The sequence below is a fragment of the Kribbella sp. NBC_00359 genome (assembly GCF_036097425.1).
In the GTDB taxonomy this organism is placed as follows: domain Bacteria; phylum Actinomycetota; class Actinomycetes; order Propionibacteriales; family Kribbellaceae; genus Kribbella.
Genome location: NZ_CP107975.1, coordinates 2,007,930 through 2,028,807, shown reverse-complemented (window position 1 = coordinate 2,028,807; position 20,878 = coordinate 2,007,930). Strand labels below are relative to the sequence as shown.

Genomic DNA, 20,878 nt, shown 5'->3' with positions numbered 1-20,878 from the left:
CGACTGGGTGACCCCGTCACAGTCCGCCGGCGATGAAGCCGAGGGTGAGCTGCTCGAACTTCCGGCGGGTGGCGTCGGGGGCGTCGCGCAAGGGTCCTTGGCCGGTGAGGACAGCGAGTCCGTGCACCGTGGACCAGATCGGGTACTCAATGCCGTCCCGGCGTCCGGGCGCGAGTACACCGGCGACGACGAGCTCGTCGAGGACGGCTCGCAGCTGACCGAGGGGTGACTGGTCCTGCCCGGTCCCGTCGACCGTGGCGGCGTACTCATGCTGCGCCGGCACTGCGAACGCCGTGGCGAACAGTCCGGGCTCCTCGCGAGCGAAATCCAGGTACGCGGCACCGATCGCGCCGAGACGGCGACCGGCAGCCGCGGCATCGCCATGTTTGCCGCGCACCCGACCGACACCGGCGGCCATCCGGTCGGCCAGTTCGCGCATCGCCGCCGCACAGACCGCGGCGAGCAGTTCGTCACGGTCGGCGAAGTGCCGATAGGCGGCGTTGGGCACGACGCCGACCGATCGGGTCGCCTCGCGTAGCAGGACCGCGTCCGGGCCACCGGTCCGGGCCAGCTCCAGCCCTGCGGCGACGAGGCCGTCGCGGACCGCGCCCCGCACCCTCCGCCGCGTCGCCTCTGGTGTCATGGGCAACAGACTAACTTAGTGGACACCGTCCACTTGTCGCGTTAATGTGGACAGTGTCCACTAACGAGGAGGGGCGATGGAGAAGAGTGACACGGCAGTACTGGTGACCGCGGACCAGTGGTACGCCGGCGGGCAGCGGATCCTGTATCACCCGGATCCGGCGCGGGTCCTGCCCGAGGAGGCGGCCGCGACCCCTGGCGCCTTGCGGGTCTTCGAGCGCGTCGTCGGTGCGTCTGAGGATCTCGACGCGACCTGGCTCACGATGCTGCCCGGCTTCCCGGACGGCTCGTACGGCTGGGCGCAGGTGGACCGGATGCTCGGCGAGGACCTCGGTCCACGGCTGTACGTCGAGCCCGTCGGGCAAGGGGATTCGGACAAGCCGGGCAACTACCGGCACTCCACGATGGAGCGCGCGGACCTGGTCGAGGCGTTGTGGCGCCACCACGCCGTACGCCGCACGGTCGTGGTCACCTTCGACTACACGTCATTGGCGCTGCTCGAACTGCTTCGCCGTACGTCGGAGCGGGCCGGCGCACTGCCGGAGATCGTGGCCGTGTTCATGATGAACGGCGGCCTGTTCGCCGACTCGCACACGCACCCGTGGCAGGTCACGCCGATGCTGCGCAGCCCGCTGGGCGCATTGGCCATGCGCCGGGCGCAGCGCTCGCCGGACATGTTCGACTCGGCGATGCTCGGCGCACGGTTGTACTCCCGCAGCTACCGCCCCAGCCCGGAGGAGCTCGCCGAACTGCGGTCGGCGGTCACGCGCCGGGAGGGTGCGGCCTTCCTCCATCGAGCCGCCGGGTTCGTCCAGGAACATCGCCGCCATGCCCAGCGCTGGGATCTCGCCGCTGTCGCACGTGACCTGGCGGACACCGTGGCCTTGTATGTCGGCGGCAGCGAGGAAGACCGCTACGAACACCGCCAGGTCGCCGCCGCCCGGATCCGTGTGCCGAGCGCCGACGTACTGACCTTTCCTGGCGGTCACCTGACCACCAGCGAGTATCCGGACCTGCTCGCCGACGCCATCCGCGAGATCCCCTCGCGTCACGGTGTCGGCGTCCGTCCCGACCTTTCGAAGGAGCACCGATGACCAAGCTGTTTCCCCTGCTCGAACGCAATGCGGAGTTCGCCCGGACCTACTCCCCGGCGGCGCTCGGCCTGCCCGCCGTACCGGTGGTCGTCGTCACCTGTCTCGACCACCGCATCGACCCGGCTCTTGCTCTCGGGCTCGAACTCGGGGACGCCCCCGTCATCCGCAACGCCGGTGGACGTGTCACGCCGGCCGTCATCGACGACATCGCCTACCTCGCGTTCCTCGCCGAGCAGCTGCGCGGCGGTCCCGTCGAGACGCTCTTCGAGGTCGCGGTGATCCATCACACGCAGTGCGGGACGGCCTTCCTGGCCGACCCCGAGTTCCGCCGGCGGGCCGCCGAGGCGACCGGCCTCTCCGAGGTGGCGCTGGAGGCCTCCGCCGTCGCCGACCCGCAGATCACCGTCAAGGCTGATGTCGAGCGGCTGCTCGATTCACCAGCCCTGTCACCCAAAGTGAGCGTCTCGGGACACGTGTACGACATCACCACCGGACGCGTCGCCACCACCGTCGAACCTCGCTACCCGCACTCGGAACCCTGAGATTTCCCCAGGATTTCTCAGAGTTGAGTGGAATGGACTCAAGTTTGGATAAGTTGTATCCAGTGACTGTTGTAACTTGAGCTGGAAAGGCTGGAACTCGATGGACGTTCAGCGGTTGACGACGCTGGCCCGGGAAACCCTGTCGGTCGCGATCCGTCAGACCTCCGCGGCGGGCAACCCGACCGTGGAGCCCATTCACCTCCTGTCGGCGCTGCTCGCGCAGCCCGAGGGGACGACGGTCGGTCTCCTCGAGGCCGCCGGTGCCGACGTGGACGCCGTACGCCGCAAGACCGCCGAGCAGCTGAGCCGGCTGCCGAAGGCGAGCGGTGGCAGCGTGCAGGCGCCGAGCCTGTCGCCGAAGACCAGCGACGTGCTGTCGCAGGCGGAGCAGCGGGCCCTCGGGCTCGGGGACGAGTACGTCTCCACCGAGCACCTGCTGATCGCGCTGGCGACCGTCGAGGGCAACGCGAAGTCGGCGCTCGGCGTGGGCGCCGACGCGTTGCTGCAGGCGTTCGACCAGATGCGTGGCAACCGCCGGATCACCTCCCCGGAGGCCGAGGGCACCACCAAGACGCTGGAGAAGTACGGCGTCGACCTGACCGAGCGGGCCAAGGACGGCAAGCTCGACCCGGTGATCGGACGTGACTCCGAGATCCGCCGCGTCGTGCAGGTCCTGTCCCGCCGGACCAAGAACAACCCGGTCCTGATCGGTGAGCCAGGCGTCGGCAAGACCGCCGTCGTCGAGGGCCTGGCCCAGCGGATCGTGGCCGGTGACGTGCCCGAGTCGCTGCGCGGCCGGCGGCTGATCAGCCTCGACCTCGGTGCGATGGTCGCGGGTGCGAAGTACCGCGGCGAGTTCGAGGAGCGGCTGAAGGCCGTGCTGACCGAGATCAAGGAGTCCGACGGTCAGATCATCACGTTCATCGACGAGTTGCACACCGTCGTCGGCGCCGGTGCGACCGGCGAGGGCGCGATGGATGCCGGCAACATGCTGAAGCCGATGCTGGCCCGTGGTGAGCTCCGGATGATCGGCGCCACCACCCTGGACGAGTACCGGACCCGGATCGAGAAGGACCCGGCGCTGGAGCGCCGCTTCCAGCAGGTGTTCGTGGGCGAGCCTTCGGTCGAGGACTCGATCGCGATCCTGCGTGGTCTGAAGGAGCGCTACGAGGCGCACCACAAGGTCGCCATCTCCGACTCCGCCCTGGTCGCGGCGGCCACACTGTCGCACCGCTACATCAGCGGCCGGCAGCTGCCGGACAAGGCGATCGACCTCGTCGACGAGGCCGCGTCCCGGCTGCGGATGGAGATCGACTCGTCCCCGGTCGAGATCGACTCGCTCCGCCGTACCGTCGACCGGCTGAAGATGGAGGAGCTCGCGCTGTCCCGCGAGGACGACGCATCGTCGCAGGAGCGGCTGGAGCGGCTGCGCGCCGACCTCGCCGACCGCGAGGAGGAGCTGCGCGCGCTCGAGGCCCGCTGGGAGCGCGAGAAGTCCGGCCTGAACCGGGTCGGTGAGATCAAGGAGCGCATCGACGAACTGCGCGGCCAGGCCGAGCGCGCCCAGCGTGACGGCGACCTGGAGACCGCGGCCCGGATCCTGTACGGCGAGATCCCCGAGCTGACCAAGGAGCTCGAGGCCGCCGACGCGGAACCCGAGGTGGCCGAAGGCCCGGAGGCGATGGTCAACGAGGAGGTCGGCCCGACCGAGATCGCCGAGGTGATCGCGATGTGGACCGGCATCCCGACCGGCCGGCTGCTCGAGGGCGAGACCGGCAAGCTGCTCCGGATGGAGGACGAGCTGGGTCACCGGCTGATCGGTCAGCGTGAGGCGGTCAAGGCCGTCAGCGACGCCGTACGCCGGGCCCGTGCGGGCATCTCGGATCCGGACCGGCCGACCGGAAGCTTCCTGTTCCTCGGTCCGACCGGTGTCGGTAAGACCGAGCTGGCCAAGGCGCTCGCGGACTTCCTGTTCGACGACGAGCGGGCGATGGTCCGGATCGACATGTCGGAGTACTCGGAGAAGCACAGCGTCGCGCGGCTCGTCGGCGCCCCGCCCGGCTACGTCGGGTACGAGGAGGGTGGCCAGCTCACCGAGGCTGTCCGCCGCCGTCCGTACTCGGTGATCCTGCTCGACGAGGTCGAGAAGGCGCACGCCGAGGTGTTCGACATCCTGCTGCAGGTGCTGGACGACGGTCGCCTGACCGACGGCCAGGGCCGGACGGTCGACTTCCGCAACGTCATCCTGATCCTGACCAGCAACCTGGGTTCGGCCTACCTGGCCGACGTCCGGCTCGACGACAACGCCAAGCGGGACCAGGTGATGGCGGTCGTGCGGCAGTCGTTCAAGCCGGAGTTCATCAACCGGCTCGACGAGATCGTGCTGTTCGACGCGCTCGGCAGCGAGGAACTGACCCAGATCGTCGCCCTCCAGATCCAGGCTCTGCAGCGCCGCCTGACGGACCGCCGGATCGCCCTGGATGTCGACGAAGGTGCGATGGAGTGGCTCGCGATGACCGGCTACGACCCGGTCTACGGCGCCCGTCCGCTGCGCCGCCTGGTGCAGTCCGCGATCGGCGACGAACTGGCCCGAGGCATCCTCAACGGCACTGTCCGCGACGGCGAGACCGTCAAGGTGACGCTGAACGAATCCAAGGACGCCTTGGAAGTAGCCCCCGCCTAGCAAACCCCGACAGCCGGGCCGGTTTGATGAACCGGTCCGGCTGTTCTGCGTCAGGCTGTGGTGTAGGTCAGCAGCATGACACCGCTCGGGAGCTGGGATTGGGCTTCGAGGGTGAGCTCGGTTCGGGGTGCGCCGTCGGGGAAGAGTTTGGCGCCGGCGCCGAGGACCAGCGGGTGCAGCGCGATGTCCAACTGGTCGACCAGGCCGTTGTTCAGCAGCGCGCGCAGCAGGGTCGGGTTGCCGTACATCATGATGTCGCCGCCCGGCTCCTGCTTGATCTGCTTGAGCGCGGTCACTGCATCCCCCTTGAGCAGGGACGCGTTCCAGGTCAGCTCGCCGGTGAGAGTGGTGGATGCCACCAACTTGGGCAGGCTCCGCAGCCGATCGGCGTACGGGCCCGGCGCGTCAGCCCACGCCGCGGAGAACATCTCATAGGTACGGCGCCCGCAGAGGAAGTAGTCGCATCCGGACAACTTCTCGATCGACCGCTGGACGGCCTCCGCATCGAAGTACGGCGACGCCCAGCCGCCGAACGCCGTACCGCTCAACCCGCTCGGGTCCTCCACGACACCGTCCAGCGTCATCAAGGTCGACGCGGTGATCTTGCGCATGGTTCTCCTTCCGTGAACTGCCTTGTAGACCGGCAGGAAACCCGATAGGAATCGGCGAGAATGGGCGGGTGACACAACCTCGCGCCGACTGGGTCAACACCACGCACGACTGGGCCGGGTCGGTCGATCACGCTCACCTGCAGCGGATCCGCGACGACGCCGACGGTTATGCGCCGGGCGGCGTACTCCATCTCGTGCTCGAGGTGATCGCGTACCCGGACGACGAGGCGGAGGCGGCTGGACAGCGGGGGAGTTGTACGGTCACGCTCCACTCCGACGGCTCGATCTCGATCGCTGATGACGGGCGCGGCACCGACACTCGCGTCGACGAACACGGGAACGTCGTGAAGAAGCCGGTGATGGCCACCGAGGACCTCCGCTTCTTCCAGGACCCGGCCGCGCCGCTGCTCCCCGATGGCCGGCCGCGCCGCGGTATGTCCGTCGTCGCGGCCCTCAGCGACCACCTCGCCCACACCAACCGGCGCCGCAACGGCTCGTGGACCCAGCGCTACGAACACGGCATCCCGGTGACCGATCTCGAAGCCCTCGAACCGAGCAACTCGACGGGTACGACTGTCCGCTTCCACCCCGACCCTGCGTACTTCGCGCCGACCAGGCTCACTGCTGCCGGCCTGGCGCCGTACCTGACCTTCCCGCAGCTCGACATCACCGTTACGACGGGCTGATCGCAACGCCGGTTTTGCTCGATCTGCGAGGATCGTGGGCAGGGGGCAGTTGGAAGGAACACTTGACCGCATGACCGAGCAGCACGGCGACGACCCGACCGAGGACAGACCCGGCCCGTACCGAGGCGTCTTCGGTTCCGCCGACGCTCCACCGTCTTCCGGCACGACGCCGTACGGCGACCGCCCGAGTGCGTACGGCGATAGTCCGGCAGCGTTCGGCGGTGTCTACGGTGCCGGCGCGGATGCGTATCAGGCGAACCCGCCGAAGCAGGTCACGATCGCCGCGGTCATCTCACTCGGCCTCGGTGCGATGTGCGTACTGCTCGCTGCCGTCGCGCTCACATCCGCGGGCGAGCAGGTCTCCGAGGTCCTCACCGGCTCCAAGGGCAACCAAGGCGTTGCGGTCGCGGCGGCGTTGATCTGCGGCTTCGTGTACCTGCTGCCGGCGATCTACCTCCGCAAGCGCCGCCCGTGGGCCCGCTACCTGCTCATCGGCGTCGCCGCGATAGGCATCGCCGGCGGTGCCATGGCGCTCCCCGCCAGCATCCTCGGCCTGGCAATCCACGTCACCCTACTCATCCTGATGCTCCAACAACCCACCAGGCTCTGGTTCCACCACCCCTGACCGAAGACCCACCCGCCGGGTCAGAGCTTTTGGAGGCGGGTTAGGGCTTCTTGGAGGACTTCGGGTTGTTTGCAGAAGGCCCAGCGGACCAGGGGGCGGCCGAAGTCCTGGTTGTCGTAGAAGACCTGGTGGGGGATGGCTACGACGCCGGCGCGTTCGGGGAGTTGGCGGCAGAAGGTGATGCCGTCGGTGTGGCCGAGGGGGCGGATGTCGGTGGTGACGAAGTAGGTGCCCTGGGGGCGGTGGACCTCGAAGCCGAGGTCGGCCAGGCCGTCGCAGAGGAGGTCGCGGCGGGACTGCAGGTCGGCGCGCAGGGCGTCGAAGTAGTCGTTGCCTAGAGCAAGCGCCTTCGCGACGGCGGGTTGGAACGGCGCACCTGAGGTGAAGGTGAGGAACTGCTTGGCGGTCGTCACCGCCGTCACCACCGACGGCGATCCGGTGACCCAGCCGATCTTCCAGCCGGTGACCGCGAACGTCTTCCCGGCGCTGCTGATCGACACCGTCCGCTGGGCCATCCCGTCGTACGACGCCAGCGGCCGGTGCTCGAGTCCGTCGTACACGAGGTGTTCGTAGACCTCGTCGGTGATGACGACCAGGTCGTGCTCGACGGCGACCGCACTGATGCCCCGCAGTTCCTCGTCGGTGAGGACGGTGCCGGTCGGGTTGTGCGGCGAGTTGATCAGCAGAACCTTCGTGCGCGGGGTGACCGCGGCGCGCAGCTCGTCGAGATCGAGACGGTACGACGGGGAGCGCAGGGTGACCGGGACCCGGCGGCCGCCGGCGAAGGCGATGCCGGCCGCGTACGAGTCGTAGTACGGCTCGAGCGCGATCACTTCGTCGCCGGGCTCGACGAACGCGAGCAGCGCGGCGGCGATCGCCTCGGTGGCGCCGGTGGTGACGAGGACCTGCGTGTCCGGGTCGAACGAGAGGTCGTAGAACCGCTTCTGGTGGTCGACGATCGCCTGCCGGAGCGCCGGGATGCCGCGGGCCGGTGGGTACTGGTTGGCGCCCGCGCGGATCGCCGCGATCGCATCCTCGAGCAGCGAGTCAGGCCCGTCGCGGTCCGGGAACCCCTGACCGAGGTTGACCGAGCCGGTCGCCACCGCGAGGGCGGACATCTCGGCGAAGATCGTCGTACCGAGGCCGGTCAACCGCTCAGCGTGTGCGCGCATGCCTCAAGACCCTAGCTCTCGACCGACGTGACCATATGGCCGAGCCAGGCCCGGACGGTCGCGCGGTCGCCGGCGCTGAACGACGCCTCGAGTTCCGCCTCGACCTTGCGTACGGCGGGGGCCGCGTCGGCCAGCCGCTGTTCGCCGGCCGGGGTGAGGTGGACCTGCTGAGTTCGACGGTCGGACGGGTTGGGGCGGCGCTCCACCAGGCCGGCTCGTTCCATGCCGGCGATCAGCTCGTTCGCGGACTGGCGCGCCGTACCGACCTCGCGGCCGACCTCGGCGACGGTGCGGCCCGGCTTCTCCCGGACCAGCAGCAGCGTGCCGTACTGCTGCACGGAGAGCCCGTGCTCGTCCAGGGCGACGGCCAGCACCGAGCGCATGCTCAGCCAGGCGTGCCGGACGAGGAAGGTGACGCAGCCGGTCGGGTCGCTGGGGTCCATGCATCACATTCTGCCGGGGTCCCTGGGCACGCCGGTACGAAAAAGGACATTGACAGGTTCCTGTCAATCGACGACGATGGAAACCTCGTCAGGGTCCTGTCAATTATAGGAGACTTCGTGTCCTCGATCGACCCCTCGCGGCAACGCCGCATTCTCGCCGTCCTGGTCGTGTCGGCCGTCCTGATCTGGATCGACTCGACTGTCCTCGGAATCGCCCTCGAACGCCTCGCCGACCCGGTCGACGGTCTCGGCGCCACGCCGGGCCAGCTGCAATGGGCCATCGGCATCTACTCGCTGCTCTTCGCCACCGCACTCTTCGCGGCCGGCGCGCTCGGTGATCGATACGGTCACCGGACCGTGCTGATGGCCGGCCTGCTCATCTTCGGCGGCTCGTCGGCCTGGGCCGCCTGGGCCGGCGGTCCGGTCGAGCTCATCCTGGCCCGCGCGACGATGGGTCTGGGCGGAGCGCTGATCATGCCCACGTCGATGGCCATCATCGGCTGGACGTTCCCGCCGGAGCGCCGGGCCGGAGCGATCGCAGCCTGGTCGTCGTCGGCTGGCGTCGGTGTCGCCGTCGGCCCGGTGCTGGGCGGCGTACTGATCGACCACTTCTGGTGGGGATCGGTCTTCACCATCAACCTGCCGATCGTCGCGTTCGGCCTGGTCGGCGCCGCGCTCGTCCTCCCGAACCCGAAGAGCCCGCGGCGCCGCAGGCTCGACCCGGTCGGCCTCGGCCTGTCCACCCTCGGTCTGCTCGGTCTCTCGTACGGGCTGATCGAGGGCGGCCACCAAGGCGGCTGGAACCGCTGGCAGGTCTGGGCCAGTATCGCGGCCGGTCTGGTCCTGCTCGCCGGCTTCCTGTACTCGGAATCGCGCGAGAGCGACCCGAGCTTCGACCCGCGCCTGTTCCGCAACCGCCGGTTCGCCGCGGGCAACTTCGCCCTCGCCGCGGTCTTCCTGACGATCACCGGGCAGAGCTTCTACCTGGCGTTCTATCTGCAAGGCGCGCGTGGCATGAGCGCTCTGTCGGCCGGGCTGATGTCACTGCCCGGCGCGACCGGAGTGGTCGTGGGCTCGCCGCTCGGTGCCAGGCTCGCCGCTCGCTTCGGCGTCGCGAGAGTGTCCGGTACGGCGGTAGTCGCGCTCGCACTGTGCTTCGGTCTCAACCTGACGTACGACGTGAACACACCGCTGCTGTGGATCGGTATTGTCGGTGCACTGGCCGGCCTGGCGATCGGTGTGACCGTCGCGCCCACCACCGCGGCCGTGATGGCGACTCTGCCGATGGATCGCATCGGCGCCGGCTCGGCCGTCAGCAATGCGCTGCGTCAGGTCGGCAGCGTTCTCGGTGTCGCCGTCCTCGGCACGATCGTGTCGTCGACGTACCAGCATCGGATCGCGCCGTCGCTGGCCGGCCTTCCCGACAACCTCCGGGAAGCCGCGGGGACGTCCGCCGAGGCAACCCGGCATGCCGCCGGCACGATCGGCCGGCCGGACCTGGTGCACGTCGCGAACAACACCTTCGTCCACGCGATGCACACCGCAGCAGCGGTTGCCGCCGGCATCGTCTTCCTCGGCGCAGTAGTACTCACGCTGGCATTCCGCGTGGCCCGACGTACGCCGGAGGTCCCGGCCGAACCCGAGCCCACCACCGTCGAGGTGTGAGCAGGCCGCTGGGGACGAGTGGGTGGCCTTCTCGTCCCCAGCGGCCGGGATCCTGGGTGGTCAGTTCCAGGGTGACGGTGGCGGCGGCGGTACGACGGCGGGGCGGTCCTCGCACCACGTTGCTCCGGTCCAGCCGCCGTCGTTGCCGGCCAGCAGGCGTACGTCGAACTCCGGCGGCCCGTTGAAGTGGAACGTTCCGCAGTTGTTGACGAACGGCGCCCCGACGTTGCGCGCGTCGACATTCTCGAACGTCGCCCAGCCGCCGACCCGGGCGTTGACCACGTTGGTCCCGGTGCCGTCGACCTTGATGTTGCGCACGGCAACGTTCGTGATCGCGTAGTCGTCCTTGACCGGCCAGTCGACGACGAACATCATCGCGTTGTACGTCGAGTCGAGGAACGAGCTGTCGATGATCTCGATCGACCCGGACATCGTGGACTGCAACGCGTACAGCCAGATCGCGCCGAGCCCGATGTCCCAGTTGAGGTCGCGCGGACCACCGCGGACCGTGGTGTTGCGGGCGAACGTCAGCTTCCCCTCGAACGGCGTCGCGTTGAACCGCGAGCCCGCGTGCAACGTGCTGCCCTCCCGGATCGGGTCGGCGACCAGGTTGTCGGTGACCGCGTTGTCGCGACCGCCGTAGATGGCGATGTCGTTCGCGAGTACTGGCGTCTGGACCGTGTTGTGGTCGTAGACGTTGTTGTGGTTGACCAGGCCGTCCGGGTTGGACTCCGACCACATCGCCAAGCCGTCGTCACCGCTGTTGCGGACGAAGTTGTTGGTCGCCCGGACGTTCGAGACGCCGAGATGCAGGTTCATCCCGTCGGCGACCGCGTCGGTGACGATGTTGTTGCGGATCAGCAGCCCGTCCATCGGGCCGTCGAGCCAGATGCCGACCTTGGTGTGGTGCAGATAGAGGTTCTCGATCGTCGAGCCGCCGCCGATCGCGCCGCCGATCCCGTTGACCTGATCGGTGTCGATCCGTTCCCGTACGTCGCTCTCGATCGCGAAGTCGGCCAGGTGAACCCGGGTGCTCCCGCCGTCGGCGGCGTACTTGCCGTAGAAGCCGGGGGCGCTGTGCACCGACTTGTCCGGCGCGGGTTCGGCCAGCGGCAGGACCGTGCCCTTGATGATCGTCCACCAGTTGCCGGCGCCGCGGACGGTGACGTTGTCGACGACGATGTGGCGGTTGACCTGGTACGTGCCCGGCGGGATGAACACCGACCAGCCGATTCGCTTGGCGGCTGCGATGGTCCGATCGATGGCGGGTGCGGCGTCGTGCCGGCCAGTGGGATCGGCGCCGAACAGCCGCACGTCCAGGGAACGCGTGGGTTGCTTCAGCGGTGCGTTCACGAGCTCGAAGTCGGCGAGATCCAGCACATACCAGGCGGCGTTGGAGTTCTTCGGTACGGCGAACCGGACGCGATCGCCGGCGCGATACGTCCGATCCAGCAGGAGGCGCTGCTCGTCGTAGAAGTGGTTCGGCCGGAACGGTTTGGTGACCGGATCCGGCTCGGGCTTCCACCAGCCCGGGATCGGGTCGACGTTCGGGTCGTTCGAGAACGGATACATCCCGTAGAGCCAGGCGTACTGCGACGTCAGCGTCATCGTCCGCTTGTGCTTCCCGTTGACCGTCACGTCCAGCGGCGCCGTGATCCCACCGCCGCCCGGTGCGTCCGGGATGCTGTAGCGAAGCGTCAGCGCGTTGGCCGGCCGGGTCAGCGTGAATTCGACGTACTGCGAAGGTTGCAGGCGGACGGCGGTCCGTCCGGACGCCTCGGCCGGCAACGTGTAGGCCTCCCGGCCCGGGCCGATCTTCTCGCCCGTGTAGTCAGCGTTCTCGGCTTCTTGCTCGAGGAACGCGACCTCCGCTCCACGACCGGAGACGAGCGCCGGATCCAGCCCGGCGCGGGTGATCCGCGGCGCCGGGCGAGTGGCGACCGCGGGAGTGGTGAGGACGGCACCCAGGAGTGCGGTGGTGAGCGCGACCGCGACGGCGCGCAGGTGTGATCGGGACATTGGCGGATCCCCTCCAGACGAACTGCCTGGAGAGTATGTAGTCGAGCACGCGTCTGCAATATCTCGACAGAAGAAAGAAAATTCCTTTCAGGAGCGAGGGCTCGGCGGACGTGCCATGAAGACGTCGACCGGGTCCTCGGACTCCATGACGAAACCGTGCCGCTCGTACAGCCGGCGGGCCGCGCTGCCCTGCAGGACGTTCAGGCCGACGGTCGCGCCCTGGGCGTCGGTTTGCGCCAGAATCGAGCGCAGGATCGCCGATCCCAGCCCTCGGCCCTGGCAGTGTGGGGCGAGGTAGAAGTGCTCGAGCCAGTGCCTGTCGGCGGTCGGGCGGAGCGTGATGGAGCCCGCGAACTCGCCGTCGACCAGGATGATCGAGGTGTGCTGCGCGGAGAGCGAATCCCGCAACCGCTGCCGCACACGGTGCTCGTCGTACCGTCCGAGGCGTTCCAGATCCGGACGCATGACCACAGCGCGCAGATCGGCGAGCGGCTCGATGTCGGTGGTAGCCACGGCGCGCACGGCCCACTCCGAGGTCTGGGCCACCTCAGTCTCCATCGTCAACTCGCCGGCACCGCCTCGGCCGGCAGGTCGACCTGGGGCACGGGGCGGAGGGCCCGGAGCCAGAGCTCGGTCTGGGCGATGTGCGCGGAGGCGGCGGTCGCGGCGGCCGCCGGGTCGCGGGTCGCGATGGCAGCGAGGATGGCGCGGTGGCCGCGGTCGCTGGTCTGCTTGATGGCGTCGAAGTCCGCGCCGGGCTCGAAGATGCGGTAATGACCACCGCGGCCCCGGATCACGCCGGTCAGGGCGGTGACGGTCGGGTTGCCGCCCGCCGTACAGATCGCGTTGTGGAACTCGGCGTCGAGGTGCTGGATCTCGGTCGCGTCGGTGGTCGACTCGAGGCGGTCGAGGATGTCACTCAGCCGCGCCTGCAGGTCCGGGTCCTGGCGGGCCGCGGCCGAGGCGGTGGCGTGGGACTCCAGCACGCGACGGACCTCGAGCAACTCGAGGACGCCTTCGAGCGGGATCAGCTCGACCGACAATGAGAACCGGCTGATGATCTCGGCCGGATCCAGCGCCGACACGTAGGTGCCCGAACCGTGCCGTGACTCGATCACGCCGAGCGCGGCCAGCGACCTGGCCGCCTCGCGCAACGAACTGCGCGAAACCCCGAGGTGGTCGCACAACTCGGGCTCCGGCGGGAACTTGGCCCCCGGCCCGAGCTCCCCGGACGCAATCATCTGGCGCAGGCCGGCCAATGCCTTGTCGGTGGCTGCCACTCGCTACCTCCCCGTCCCTGTCGATACACGTGCAGGGTAAGTCCTCAGACCAATCGCGGTCACATTGCCCTGTGTCCGGGCCGTGCGCCGCGAGGCGCCGACCGATTCATCAGATGTCAGGAGGCCGAGCTGGAAGCGTGTGGTGACACCACGGTCGGCCTTCCGGCGGGACACCTACGTCGTCAGATGCCTGTGGTCAGATGCCTGTCGGCAGATGCCGGAGGAAGGCGGGCAGGTCCCGGACCTGCCAGCGTTTCGGCGCAATCCGCTGGTACGGCGTCCGGTCCGCAGACGGCTCGTGTGTCACCCATGCAGTCGTCATACCGCGTTCGTGGGGGAGGGTGAGGTTCACCTCGAGGTCGTCGATCATCGCCGCCCGCGCGGGGTCGATCGCGAACCGGGTCAGGAACGCGTCGAGGCTCTCCGGGTACGGCTTCGGGATCAGGTCGCCGGCGAGGATGTCGAAGACACCGTCGAAGTGGGTCGTCAGCCCGAGTCGCCCGAGCGCCTGCTCGGCGTGGTAGACGGAGCCGTTCGTGTAGACGAAGCGCCGTCCGGGCAACGCCTCGAGCGCGGCGGCGAGGTCGGCATCCGGAGTCAGCACCGAATAGTCGATCCGGCGCTCGAAGCCGAGGAACTCGTGCGGGTCGATGTCGCGAGTGACCATGGCACCGCGCAGCGAGGTGCCGTACTGCGCAACCAGCTCGGCCTGGATTCGCCGGGCACCGGTCAGGTCCGTGCCGTAGAAGCCGGCGACGGCCGAGAGGATGCCGTGCGTGAGTTGCGCGGCCAGTGCGGAGCCGGCGGGATACAGCGTGTTGTCGAGGTCGAGGATCCAGGTGTCGACGTCAGGCCGCATCTGGCCAGGGTAGTGACAGACTGGGGGCGTCACCGACGGGAGGATTGAACGTGGCGACTGCGCTCATCACCGGGCCGGCGACCGGGATCGGCCGTGCGTTCGCGGACAAGCTGGCGCGCGAAGGCTACGACCTGGTGCTGGTGTCGCGAGACGAGGCGCGGCTGAAGGAGGTCGCGGCCGACATCGCCCGGCTCCACGGGGCCGCGTGCGAGGTGCTGGCCGCGGACCTGACCGATGCGGACGACCTGGCCCGGGTGGAGGAACGGTTCCGGACCGGACCGATCGAGGTGCTGGTGAACAACGCCGGCTTCGGGCAGAAGAAGCCCTTCTGGGCCAACCCGGTCGACGTCGAGGAGAAGCAGCTCGACCTGCTGGTCCGCGTCGTACTGCGGCTCACGCATGCCGCCGTACTCCCGATGATCGAGCGCGGATCCGGTGCGGTGATCAACGTGTCGTCGGTGGCCGGGTTCATGCAGCGCAACGTCTACAGCGCACACAAAGCGTGGGTGACGAACTTCTCGGCCGGTCTCGCGGTCGAGCTGCACGCGAAGGGTGTCGCGGTGATGGCGTTGTGCCCGGGCTTCGTGCACACCGAGTTCCATGAACGGATGGGGATGGACAAGACGATCATCCCGTCGTTCCTGTGGCTGGACGCGTCAGACCTGGTCGAGGACGCGTGGAAGGACCTGATGCGCGGCAAGCCGGTCTCGGTCCCGAGCCGCCGCTACAAACTGATCGTCGGTGTGACCCGCTTCATCCCCCGGGCCCTCATCGCACGGGTCTCGACCGTAGGCCTGGACGGCCGCCGCCGCCCTTGACCGGCTGGAGGGACTCGTACAGAGTCTTGGCCAGCGCGCCGGCGTAGGCGTTCCGCTCCTCTTCCGACCTGTCGATGCCGGTGAAGTTGACCTCGAAACCGCGCTGGAAGCAGGCGCCGAAGAGATCCGGAAGACCGTTGTCGTAGCCAACTAATTCCGTCACCGAACGAGACGGTTCTACGGCTCAACGTAGTCGCGCCGAGATCGTGGCCAGTTATCGGTCATCGATCCCTAGGAGCATCGCTGACCTTGTGCGATGTTGCTGGTAGTTCGCACGTGAAGGGACTGCCGGGGGGCGGGCACGTGCGAGCGGGGGGATTACGGATCGGGGCGTGCATTCCTCCGCGGAGGTAGGGGGATGCACGATGGACATCAGCGATGCCGTACGACTCCGGGTGGGTAGGAGATTCTCGTCAATTCGGCGCAAGTTCGGCGCGGCGGGCATGGCAGTCCTCTTGGCGGCGGCGACTCTGACGGTCGCTGCCGGACCGGCGACGGCCGTCGTGGCCAATGTGACGATCACAGGGACCGCGGTATCGAATGGCACAACCACACTGACCTACCGAGCCACGGCGACCCGAGCGGGAACTGTGCGGGACATCACCGTCACGATCCCGCAAGGAACCGGTGGGCGGGTCACCTCGGTCAACGGCACGGTCCGCACGGTCGCGACCGGCGTACTGCGGTGGACGCCCAGCACGACGGTCAAGGTTGCCGTAGGCGCCCGTTTCGCGATTCCGTTCTATGGTCTAACGCTGCCGAGCGGTGGGCCGTGGACCTTGAGTTTCACGGCGACCGGCACCACGGGAGTGGCGCTGTCGTCCGGCACCGGACAACTGACCCGACCGGTGACGATCTCGCCGAACGTAGCGATCACCGCGAGCAACCCGATCCCGGGTCAGAAGACCACGCTGTACTACTACGGCACACTCACGAGCCCGGGAATCCTCTCCGCCGTTCGGATGCAACTGCCGACCGGCACAACAGGAGCTGTCACCAGTATCAACGGAACGCTGACGACCTCGGGTGGTTACGCGACCTGGCACGCGGCCACTCCTCGCAGCGTTGCGGCCGGAGCTCGACTGGCGATCCCGATCAACGGAGCGGTGTTGTCGAAGTACGGCGGCATCTTCACGCTAGCGGTGTCGGCCACGAACACGGCCGGCGGCCTGATGATGTCCGGCTCGGGAACCCTGGCCCTGATCGCACCACCCGCGCCGATGCCGGCGGTGGCAGTCGCGCCGTTCCGCGCGATCCCGGCAGGTTGTCCGTCCTCCTGGCCGTCGACGACTGCCGAGAACGTGAAGGCGGGCACGGGTGCGTGGGTCATCCCGGAAAGCATGAACGGAACGCTGGCGGCGTACCTCACCGACGTCTCCGCGACGTGCGGTGACACCGTGGACATCAAGGTGACGTCCGGCAATCCGGTCAGCGTGGTTGCCTACCGGATGGGGCACTATGCCGGCCTCGGAGCGCGTGAGGTGTGGCGTCAGGACAACGTGCCGACAGTTGTGCAACCCGCCCCGACAACCGGTGGTACGGCCAACGGTCACCCGCTGCGGATGACGTCGGCAGCATCGTGGTCGAAGACGTTGAGCATTCCGGTGACGAGCGGCTGGGTGCCCGGCACGTATCTCATCCGGGTCAGCGACGGCCGGTTCGCGTCTTACGTTCCGCTGACGGTCCGCGACGATACGGGGACCAAGCACGATCTGCTGATCCAGCAGGCGAACACGACCTGGGAGGCGTACAACAGCTACGGCGGCGTGAGCTTCTACTCCGGTCTGGACACCGGATCGGGCCGCCTGACCTTCGACCGTCCGTACGGCGAGGGGCAAGGTTCCGGACAATACCTGCCTCTGGAGCAGGGACTGGTGTTCTGGGCTGAGTCCAAGGGGCTGGACGTCACGTACTGGACCGACAACGACCTGGACGAGTTCGGTGGTCAGTTGCCGTTGCGGGCCGGGACGATCTTCCTGCCTGGGCATGACGAGTACTACTCGCTCGGGATGCGAGCAGCGCTGAGCCAGTCGATCACGCGCGGTGTGAATGTGGCTAACCTCGGAGCGAACGCGGCGTTCCGGCGAATCACGTTCACGGACGGCACCCGGCGGGCTTGGGACATCGACCGGTACACCGCCGGCTTCGACTCGACGACCTGGCGCTACCTGGGTGATGCCTATGCGTCGCAGCCGCTGCTCGGGGCCGAGTACTTCTGCGCCGACTTGGGCCACACCCTCACGGCTGGAAGCGGCTGGTTGTTCCAGGGCATCGCGGCCGGGACCGCCATACCAGGGTTCCTCGCGGGCGAGGTGGACTTCGTCTGGCCGGGTCTGTACAAGCATCCAGGGTTGGCGATCGTTGCCAGCGGCACCGGTACTTGCCGGACCAACGGTCAGGCGACGCCGATGCACGCGACCGCGTTCAGCGCACCGTCGGGCGCCCGGGTGTTCAACGGCTCGACCTTCGCCTACGGTTGCTTCCTGGTACGCCGCTGTCCGTCCAACTGGAACGTCACCGCACCATCGGCAGCCTCACAGCAGGCCGTGACGATTATGGTCAACAACATCGCCGACTGGGTCGGCCGCGGGACGATCCAGCCGCCGGTGGACACGGTCGCAGCGATGCGGGTCGCCGTCCCCAAGCAGGAACTGCCCGTCAACAACGAAAGGTGATGACCGCTCAGAGCTTCTCGGCTACCTCGGTCAGGACGTCGAGAGTTGCGGTGACCAGCGGATGGTCGGCCCGGCCTGCGCGTACGGCGGCGTACACGCGCCGGGTCGGCACGGGCTCGGGGAGCGGGCGGATGACCGCGAGGGCCGGAGGCGGCACGGCGAGACGCGGGACAAGCGAGACTCCGCCGCCGGCTGCCACCAGCGCAGCGACTGCTTGGAAGTCGTCGGATTGATGGACGACGCGCGGCTGGAAACCGGCCTGCTCGCAGGCGAGGAGTACGACGTCCCGGATCGGATTGCCGGGAGCTGTCATCACCCAGTCGTCGCCGGCGAGGAGGGAGAGCTCGATCGTGTCGTGTGTTGCGGCCGGATGCGACGGCGGGAGTACGGCGACGAAAGGCTCGGCGTACAAGGGGATCCGGATCAACCGCTGGTCGTCGGGGCGGGGTGAGCCGCGGTGTTCGACGGCGATCGCGATGTCGGCGTCGCCATCGAGCAACTGGGTGATGCCTTGATGGCCTTCGGCGTCGCGGACGACGAGGTCGAGGCCGGGGCTGGTCTCGCGCAGCCGGGTCAGAGTGGGGGCGACCAGCAGGCTGATCGCGGTGGCGAACGCGGTGACGCGGACCTCGCCGGTGGTGCCGTTCGCGTGCAGCCGCATCGCGTCTTCGGCGCGTTCGATCTCGGTCAGGATGGCGTCGGTGTGGGCGAGGAGCAGGCGGCCGGCCGAGGTGATCGCGACCCGGCGGCCGCGGCGTTCCAGCAACTCCTGGCCGACTTCGGATTCCAGTGCGGCCAGTTGCTGCGAGACCGCCGAGGGCGTCAGATGCAGCACCTCGGCGGCCGCGGTCACAGTCCCGTGGTCAGCCAGCGCGCGCAACACCCGTAGGCGTCGTACCTCGATCACGGACCTCAGCTTCGCACAGCTCGTCGGCCGAATCGCTCGGGCCGGCCGCGGACGGGACCAGGGTCAGCGCTGTGCGCGGCTGGATCGGCGCCGGTGCGGGCTGCGGGGCGGGTGCGGGTTGCGCCTGCTGCTGCAGCAGGCGTCGTACGGCGGTGCGGAGCGGGCGACGCCGCGAGGTATGGGGACGGACCGGCGCGTCCGGCATGGCGGAGTGAGTCTGCTCGTGGATCGACTTGATCACGGAGAACGGTACGTACTGCATGGTCGTTCCTTTCGTCCCTTCGACAGTAAGAAGCAGCACGGTGATACGTCCAATGAAAGTTCTTCACAGAGTTCATGCATCTGGTGCATGATCGTGGGTATGGAACTGCGGCAGCTCAGGTCGTTCGTGGTGGTGGCCGAGGAGCTCAACGTCGGCCGGGCGGCGCTCCGGTTGCATCTCACCCAGCCGTCGCTCAGCCGGCAGATCGCGGCCCTCGAGCACGATCTCGGTGTGGAACTGTTCGCCCGGATCCGCCGCCGGTTCGTGCTGACCGCCGCCGGCGAGACGTTCCTGGCCGACGCGCACGACCTGCTCCGGCGCTCCGACGAGGCGGTACGCGCGGCGCAGCGAACGCAGCGGGGTGAGCTCGGGACGCTGCGACTGCGGTTCGTCCAGTCCGCGACCCACGAGGCACTGCCGCGGTTGCTGGGTACGTTCCGCGAGGCCTATCCGGAAGTGGTCCTGGATCTGGCGACGATGACGACTCTCCACCAGACGGAGGCGCTGCGGGACGGCCGCATCGACGTCGGCCTGCTCCGGCCGAACGCTCCGGCGCCGGTCGGGGGACGGGCCGGGAGCCGAGGTGGAGGAGGCGACGCGCCGGGTGATGGGACGGTCGTCGTGCGGCTCGCGCCGGGGTTGGAGTCGCAGGCGGTCTCGGCGGATCCACTGGTGGCGGCGCTGCCGGCGCGGCATCGGCTGGCGCGGCGGAAGCGGGTCCGGCTGGCCGAGCTCGCGGATGAGCCGTTCGTGTTCTACTCGCGGCCCAGCGGCCCCGCGGTGTACGACACGATCGTCGGGTTCTGCCTGGCGGCCGGGTTCATGCCGCGGATCGAGCAGGAGGCGGCCGACGTACAGACGATCGTGTCGCTCGTCGCCGCCGGCCTCGGCGTCTCGCTGCTGATCAGCCCGACCCCGCTGTCCAACCCCGAAGCGGTCGTCTACCGCGAGTTGTCCGACGACCTACCGCCCTGGCCACTCTCCGTAGCCTGGTCGCCGGACAACCGTTCCCCAATCCTCGCCCGCTTCCTCGAACTGCTCTGAGCGACGTCGGGTCAGCCGAAGACGTCGGGGTCGCCGCCGGTGCGGACGCCGGTCTCGAGGTCGGCGATGGCGGCCATGTCGTCGTTGTCGAGCTGGAAGTCGAAGACGGCGAAGTTCTCCTGGATCCGGCTCGGGGTCTTCGACTTCGGGATCACGACGTTGCCGAGCTGCAGGTGCCAGCGGATCACGACCTGCGCCGGCGACTTGCCGTGCTTCTCGCCGAGCGTCTTCAGCGTCGCGTTCGCGAGCAGCTCACCCGAGGCGAGCGGGCTCCACGCCTGCGTGACGATGTCGTTCTCCGCGTTGAACGCGCGCAGTTCGTCCTGCGGCAGCGCCGGATGCAGCTCGATCTGGTTCACCGCAGGGCGGATCGTTGTCTCCTCGAACAGTCGCCGCAACGCCGGCTCGTGGAAGTTCGACACCCCGATCGCGCGCACCCGCTTGTCGGCGTACAACTGCTCGAACGCCTTCCAGGTGTCGACGTACTTGTCCCGCTGCAGCGACTGCCAGTGGATCAGGTACAGGTCGACGTACTCGAGGCCGAGCCGCTCCAGGCTCGTGTCGAACGCCGTCAACGTGCTGTCGTAGCCCTGGTCGCTGTTCCACACCTTGGTGGTGATGAACAGGTCGTCACGCGGCAGGTCCGACGCCGCGATCGCCCGTCCGACGCCGGCCTCGTTGCCGTAGATGGCCGCGGTGTCGACGTGCCGGTAGCCGGCCTCGAACGCGGTGGTGACGACGTCGGTGACGATCTCGTCCTCGACCTGCCAGACCCCCAGACCCAGCTGCGGGATCTCGACGCCATTGTCCAGAGTGATGGTGGGGACTGTGCTCATCTGCCCATTCCACCG

Annotated in this window: 21 protein-coding genes; 9 read left to right on the top strand and 12 right to left on the bottom strand. The window is 68.6% G+C overall.

Features of this window, described 5'->3' with window-relative positions:
* Positions 1–16: 16 nt before the first annotated feature.
* Positions 17–643: a TetR/AcrR family transcriptional regulator gene (locus tag OG876_RS09910; RefSeq protein WP_328524498.1), complete on the bottom strand. Its 627-nt coding sequence runs from the start codon at positions 641–643 to the stop codon at positions 17–19.
* A gap of 76 nt (positions 644–719) precedes the next feature.
* On the opposite strand from OG876_RS09910, the gene OG876_RS09905 reads away from it, so the two are divergent.
* The 3 genes from OG876_RS09905 to clpB all read left to right on the top strand — a co-directional run bounded on the left by OG876_RS09905 (position 720) and on the right by clpB (position 4,961).
* A complete protein-coding gene (locus OG876_RS09905) occupies positions 720–1,736 on the top strand; it encodes an alpha/beta fold hydrolase (RefSeq protein WP_328524497.1) in 1,017 nt (338 codons plus the stop codon).
* Complete coding sequence (locus OG876_RS09900) at positions 1,733–2,278, top strand: carbonic anhydrase (protein ID WP_328524496.1); 546 nt, start codon at positions 1,733–1,735, stop codon at positions 2,276–2,278. The genes OG876_RS09905 and OG876_RS09900 overlap by 4 nt, the downstream gene beginning before the upstream one ends.
* Before the next feature lie 100 nt (positions 2,279–2,378).
* Positions 2,379–4,961 carry an ATP-dependent chaperone ClpB gene (gene clpB / locus OG876_RS09895; protein ID WP_328526881.1) on the top strand — a complete coding sequence of 861 codons (2,583 nt, stop codon included), beginning with the start codon at positions 2,379–2,381 and terminating at the stop codon, positions 4,959–4,961.
* Positions 4,962–5,011: 50 nt separating this feature from the next.
* Here clpB and OG876_RS09890 read toward each other — a convergent pair whose 3' ends face one another.
* Complete coding sequence (locus tag OG876_RS09890) at positions 5,012–5,572, bottom strand: dihydrofolate reductase family protein (RefSeq protein WP_328524495.1); 561 nt, start codon at positions 5,570–5,572, stop codon at positions 5,012–5,014.
* A 68-nt stretch (positions 5,573–5,640) separates the two neighbouring features.
* Between OG876_RS09890 and OG876_RS09885 the strand changes: the two genes are divergently transcribed.
* Both OG876_RS09885 and OG876_RS09880 read left to right on the top strand, forming a co-directional pair.
* Complete coding sequence (locus OG876_RS09885; protein ID WP_328524494.1) at positions 5,641–6,258, top strand: hypothetical protein; 618 nt, start codon at positions 5,641–5,643, stop codon at positions 6,256–6,258.
* 70 nt (positions 6,259–6,328) lie between these two features.
* Positions 6,329–6,883, top strand: a complete 555-nt coding sequence (locus OG876_RS09880) for a hypothetical protein (protein ID WP_328524493.1) — start codon at positions 6,329–6,331, stop codon at positions 6,881–6,883.
* 20 nt (positions 6,884–6,903) lie between these two features.
* Here the strand turns inward: OG876_RS09880 and OG876_RS09875 are convergent, their stop codons facing one another.
* Both OG876_RS09875 and OG876_RS09870 read right to left on the bottom strand, forming a co-directional pair.
* Positions 6,904–8,055, bottom strand: coding sequence for a pyridoxal phosphate-dependent aminotransferase (locus OG876_RS09875; RefSeq protein WP_328524492.1), 1,152 nt, complete (start codon positions 8,053–8,055; stop codon positions 6,904–6,906).
* An 11-nt stretch (positions 8,056–8,066) separates the two neighbouring features.
* Positions 8,067–8,498 (bottom strand): MarR family winged helix-turn-helix transcriptional regulator, encoded by a 432-nt coding sequence (locus OG876_RS09870; protein WP_328524491.1) that lies wholly within the window; start codon positions 8,496–8,498, stop codon positions 8,067–8,069.
* Positions 8,499–8,615: 117 nt separating this feature from the next.
* On the opposite strand from OG876_RS09870, the gene OG876_RS09865 reads away from it, so the two are divergent.
* Positions 8,616–10,163: an MFS transporter gene (locus tag OG876_RS09865; RefSeq protein ID WP_328524490.1), complete on the top strand. Its 1,548-nt coding sequence runs from the start codon at positions 8,616–8,618 to the stop codon at positions 10,161–10,163.
* A gap of 60 nt (positions 10,164–10,223) precedes the next feature.
* On the opposite strand, the gene OG876_RS09860 is transcribed toward OG876_RS09865, so the two are convergent.
* The 4 genes from OG876_RS09860 to OG876_RS09845 form a co-directional block, all read right to left on the bottom strand.
* Entirely contained in the window at positions 10,224–12,182 is a 1,959-nt protein-coding gene (locus tag OG876_RS09860; protein WP_328524489.1) for a glycosyl hydrolase family 28-related protein, read from the bottom strand.
* A gap of 87 nt (positions 12,183–12,269) precedes the next feature.
* Complete coding sequence (locus OG876_RS09855; protein ID WP_328524488.1) at positions 12,270–12,740, bottom strand: GNAT family N-acetyltransferase; 471 nt, start codon at positions 12,738–12,740, stop codon at positions 12,270–12,272.
* Between the two features lie 2 nt (positions 12,741–12,742).
* Complete coding sequence (locus tag OG876_RS09850) at positions 12,743–13,462, bottom strand: FadR/GntR family transcriptional regulator (protein ID WP_328524487.1); 720 nt, start codon at positions 13,460–13,462, stop codon at positions 12,743–12,745.
* Positions 13,463–13,658: 196 nt separating this feature from the next.
* Positions 13,659–14,321, bottom strand: coding sequence for a pyrimidine 5'-nucleotidase (locus OG876_RS09845; RefSeq protein ID WP_328524486.1), 663 nt, complete (start codon positions 14,319–14,321; stop codon positions 13,659–13,661).
* 50 nt (positions 14,322–14,371) lie between these two features.
* Here OG876_RS09845 and OG876_RS09840 point away from each other — a divergent pair, with 50 nt between their 5' ends.
* Positions 14,372–15,139 carry an SDR family NAD(P)-dependent oxidoreductase gene (locus OG876_RS09840; RefSeq protein WP_328524485.1) on the top strand — a complete coding sequence of 256 codons (768 nt, stop codon included), beginning with the start codon at positions 14,372–14,374 and terminating at the stop codon, positions 15,137–15,139.
* Here the strand turns inward: OG876_RS09840 and OG876_RS09835 are convergent.
* Positions 15,090–15,302 (bottom strand): hypothetical protein, encoded by a 213-nt coding sequence (locus OG876_RS09835; protein ID WP_328524484.1) that lies wholly within the window; start codon positions 15,300–15,302, stop codon positions 15,090–15,092. The genes OG876_RS09840 and OG876_RS09835 overlap by 50 nt on opposite strands.
* A gap of 202 nt (positions 15,303–15,504) precedes the next feature.
* Between OG876_RS09835 and OG876_RS09830 the strand changes: the two genes are divergently transcribed.
* Positions 15,505–17,814 (top strand): N,N-dimethylformamidase beta subunit family domain-containing protein, encoded by a 2,310-nt coding sequence (locus tag OG876_RS09830; protein ID WP_328524483.1) that lies wholly within the window; start codon positions 15,505–15,507, stop codon positions 17,812–17,814.
* Between the two features lie 7 nt (positions 17,815–17,821).
* Here the strand turns inward: OG876_RS09830 and OG876_RS09825 are convergent, their stop codons facing one another.
* Both OG876_RS09825 and OG876_RS09820 read right to left on the bottom strand, forming a co-directional pair.
* A complete protein-coding gene (locus OG876_RS09825; protein ID WP_328524482.1) occupies positions 17,822–18,721 on the bottom strand; it encodes a LysR family transcriptional regulator in 900 nt (299 codons plus the stop codon).
* A complete protein-coding gene (locus OG876_RS09820; protein WP_328524481.1) occupies positions 18,678–18,983 on the bottom strand; it encodes a hypothetical protein in 306 nt (101 codons plus the stop codon). The genes OG876_RS09825 and OG876_RS09820 overlap by 44 nt, the downstream gene beginning before the upstream one ends.
* Before the next feature lie 99 nt (positions 18,984–19,082).
* Here OG876_RS09820 and OG876_RS09815 point away from each other — a divergent pair, with 99 nt between their 5' ends.
* The gene (locus OG876_RS09815; protein ID WP_328524480.1) at positions 19,083–20,027 is read left to right on the top strand and encodes a LysR family transcriptional regulator; all 945 of its coding nucleotides are present in this window, start codon (positions 19,083–19,085) and stop codon (positions 20,025–20,027) included.
* Between the two features lie 11 nt (positions 20,028–20,038).
* On the opposite strand, the gene OG876_RS09810 is transcribed toward OG876_RS09815, so the two are convergent.
* On the bottom strand, positions 20,039–20,863 hold the full coding sequence (locus OG876_RS09810) for an aldo/keto reductase (protein ID WP_328524479.1): 825 nt from the start codon (positions 20,861–20,863) through the stop codon (positions 20,039–20,041).
* Positions 20,864–20,878: the final 15 nt, after the last annotated feature.

Excerpts from the sequence above, each read along its gene's own strand:
- OG876_RS09910 (WP_328524498.1), bottom strand. The coding sequence starts at position 643 with ATGACACCAGAGGCGACGCGGCGGAGGGTGCGGGGCGCGGTCCGCGAC.
- OG876_RS09905 (WP_328524497.1), top strand. The coding sequence starts at position 720 with ATGGAGAAGAGTGACACGGCAGTACTGGTGACCGCGGACCAGTGGTAC.
- OG876_RS09900 (WP_328524496.1), top strand. The coding sequence starts at position 1,733 with ATGACCAAGCTGTTTCCCCTGCTCGAACGCAATGCGGAGTTCGCCCGG.
- clpB (WP_328526881.1), top strand. The coding sequence starts at position 2,379 with ATGGACGTTCAGCGGTTGACGACGCTGGCCCGGGAAACCCTGTCGGTC.
- OG876_RS09890 (WP_328524495.1), bottom strand. The coding sequence starts at position 5,572 with ATGCGCAAGATCACCGCGTCGACCTTGATGACGCTGGACGGTGTCGTG.
- OG876_RS09880 (WP_328524493.1), top strand. The coding sequence starts at position 6,329 with ATGACCGAGCAGCACGGCGACGACCCGACCGAGGACAGACCCGGCCCG.
- OG876_RS09875 (WP_328524492.1), bottom strand. The coding sequence starts at position 8,055 with ATGCGCGCACACGCTGAGCGGTTGACCGGCCTCGGTACGACGATCTTC.
- OG876_RS09870 (WP_328524491.1), bottom strand. The coding sequence starts at position 8,498 with ATGGACCCCAGCGACCCGACCGGCTGCGTCACCTTCCTCGTCCGGCAC.
- OG876_RS09860 (WP_328524489.1), bottom strand. The coding sequence starts at position 12,182 with ATGTCCCGATCACACCTGCGCGCCGTCGCGGTCGCGCTCACCACCGCA.
- OG876_RS09855 (WP_328524488.1), bottom strand. The coding sequence starts at position 12,740 with ATGGAGACTGAGGTGGCCCAGACCTCGGAGTGGGCCGTGCGCGCCGTG.
- OG876_RS09845 (WP_328524486.1), bottom strand. The coding sequence starts at position 14,321 with ATGCGGCCTGACGTCGACACCTGGATCCTCGACCTCGACAACACGCTG.
- OG876_RS09830 (WP_328524483.1), top strand. The coding sequence starts at position 15,505 with ATGGACATCAGCGATGCCGTACGACTCCGGGTGGGTAGGAGATTCTCG.
- OG876_RS09820 (WP_328524481.1), bottom strand. The coding sequence starts at position 18,983 with ATGCAGTACGTACCGTTCTCCGTGATCAAGTCGATCCACGAGCAGACT.
- OG876_RS09815 (WP_328524480.1), top strand. The coding sequence starts at position 19,083 with ATGGAACTGCGGCAGCTCAGGTCGTTCGTGGTGGTGGCCGAGGAGCTC.
- OG876_RS09810 (WP_328524479.1), bottom strand. The coding sequence starts at position 20,863 with ATGAGCACAGTCCCCACCATCACTCTGGACAATGGCGTCGAGATCCCG.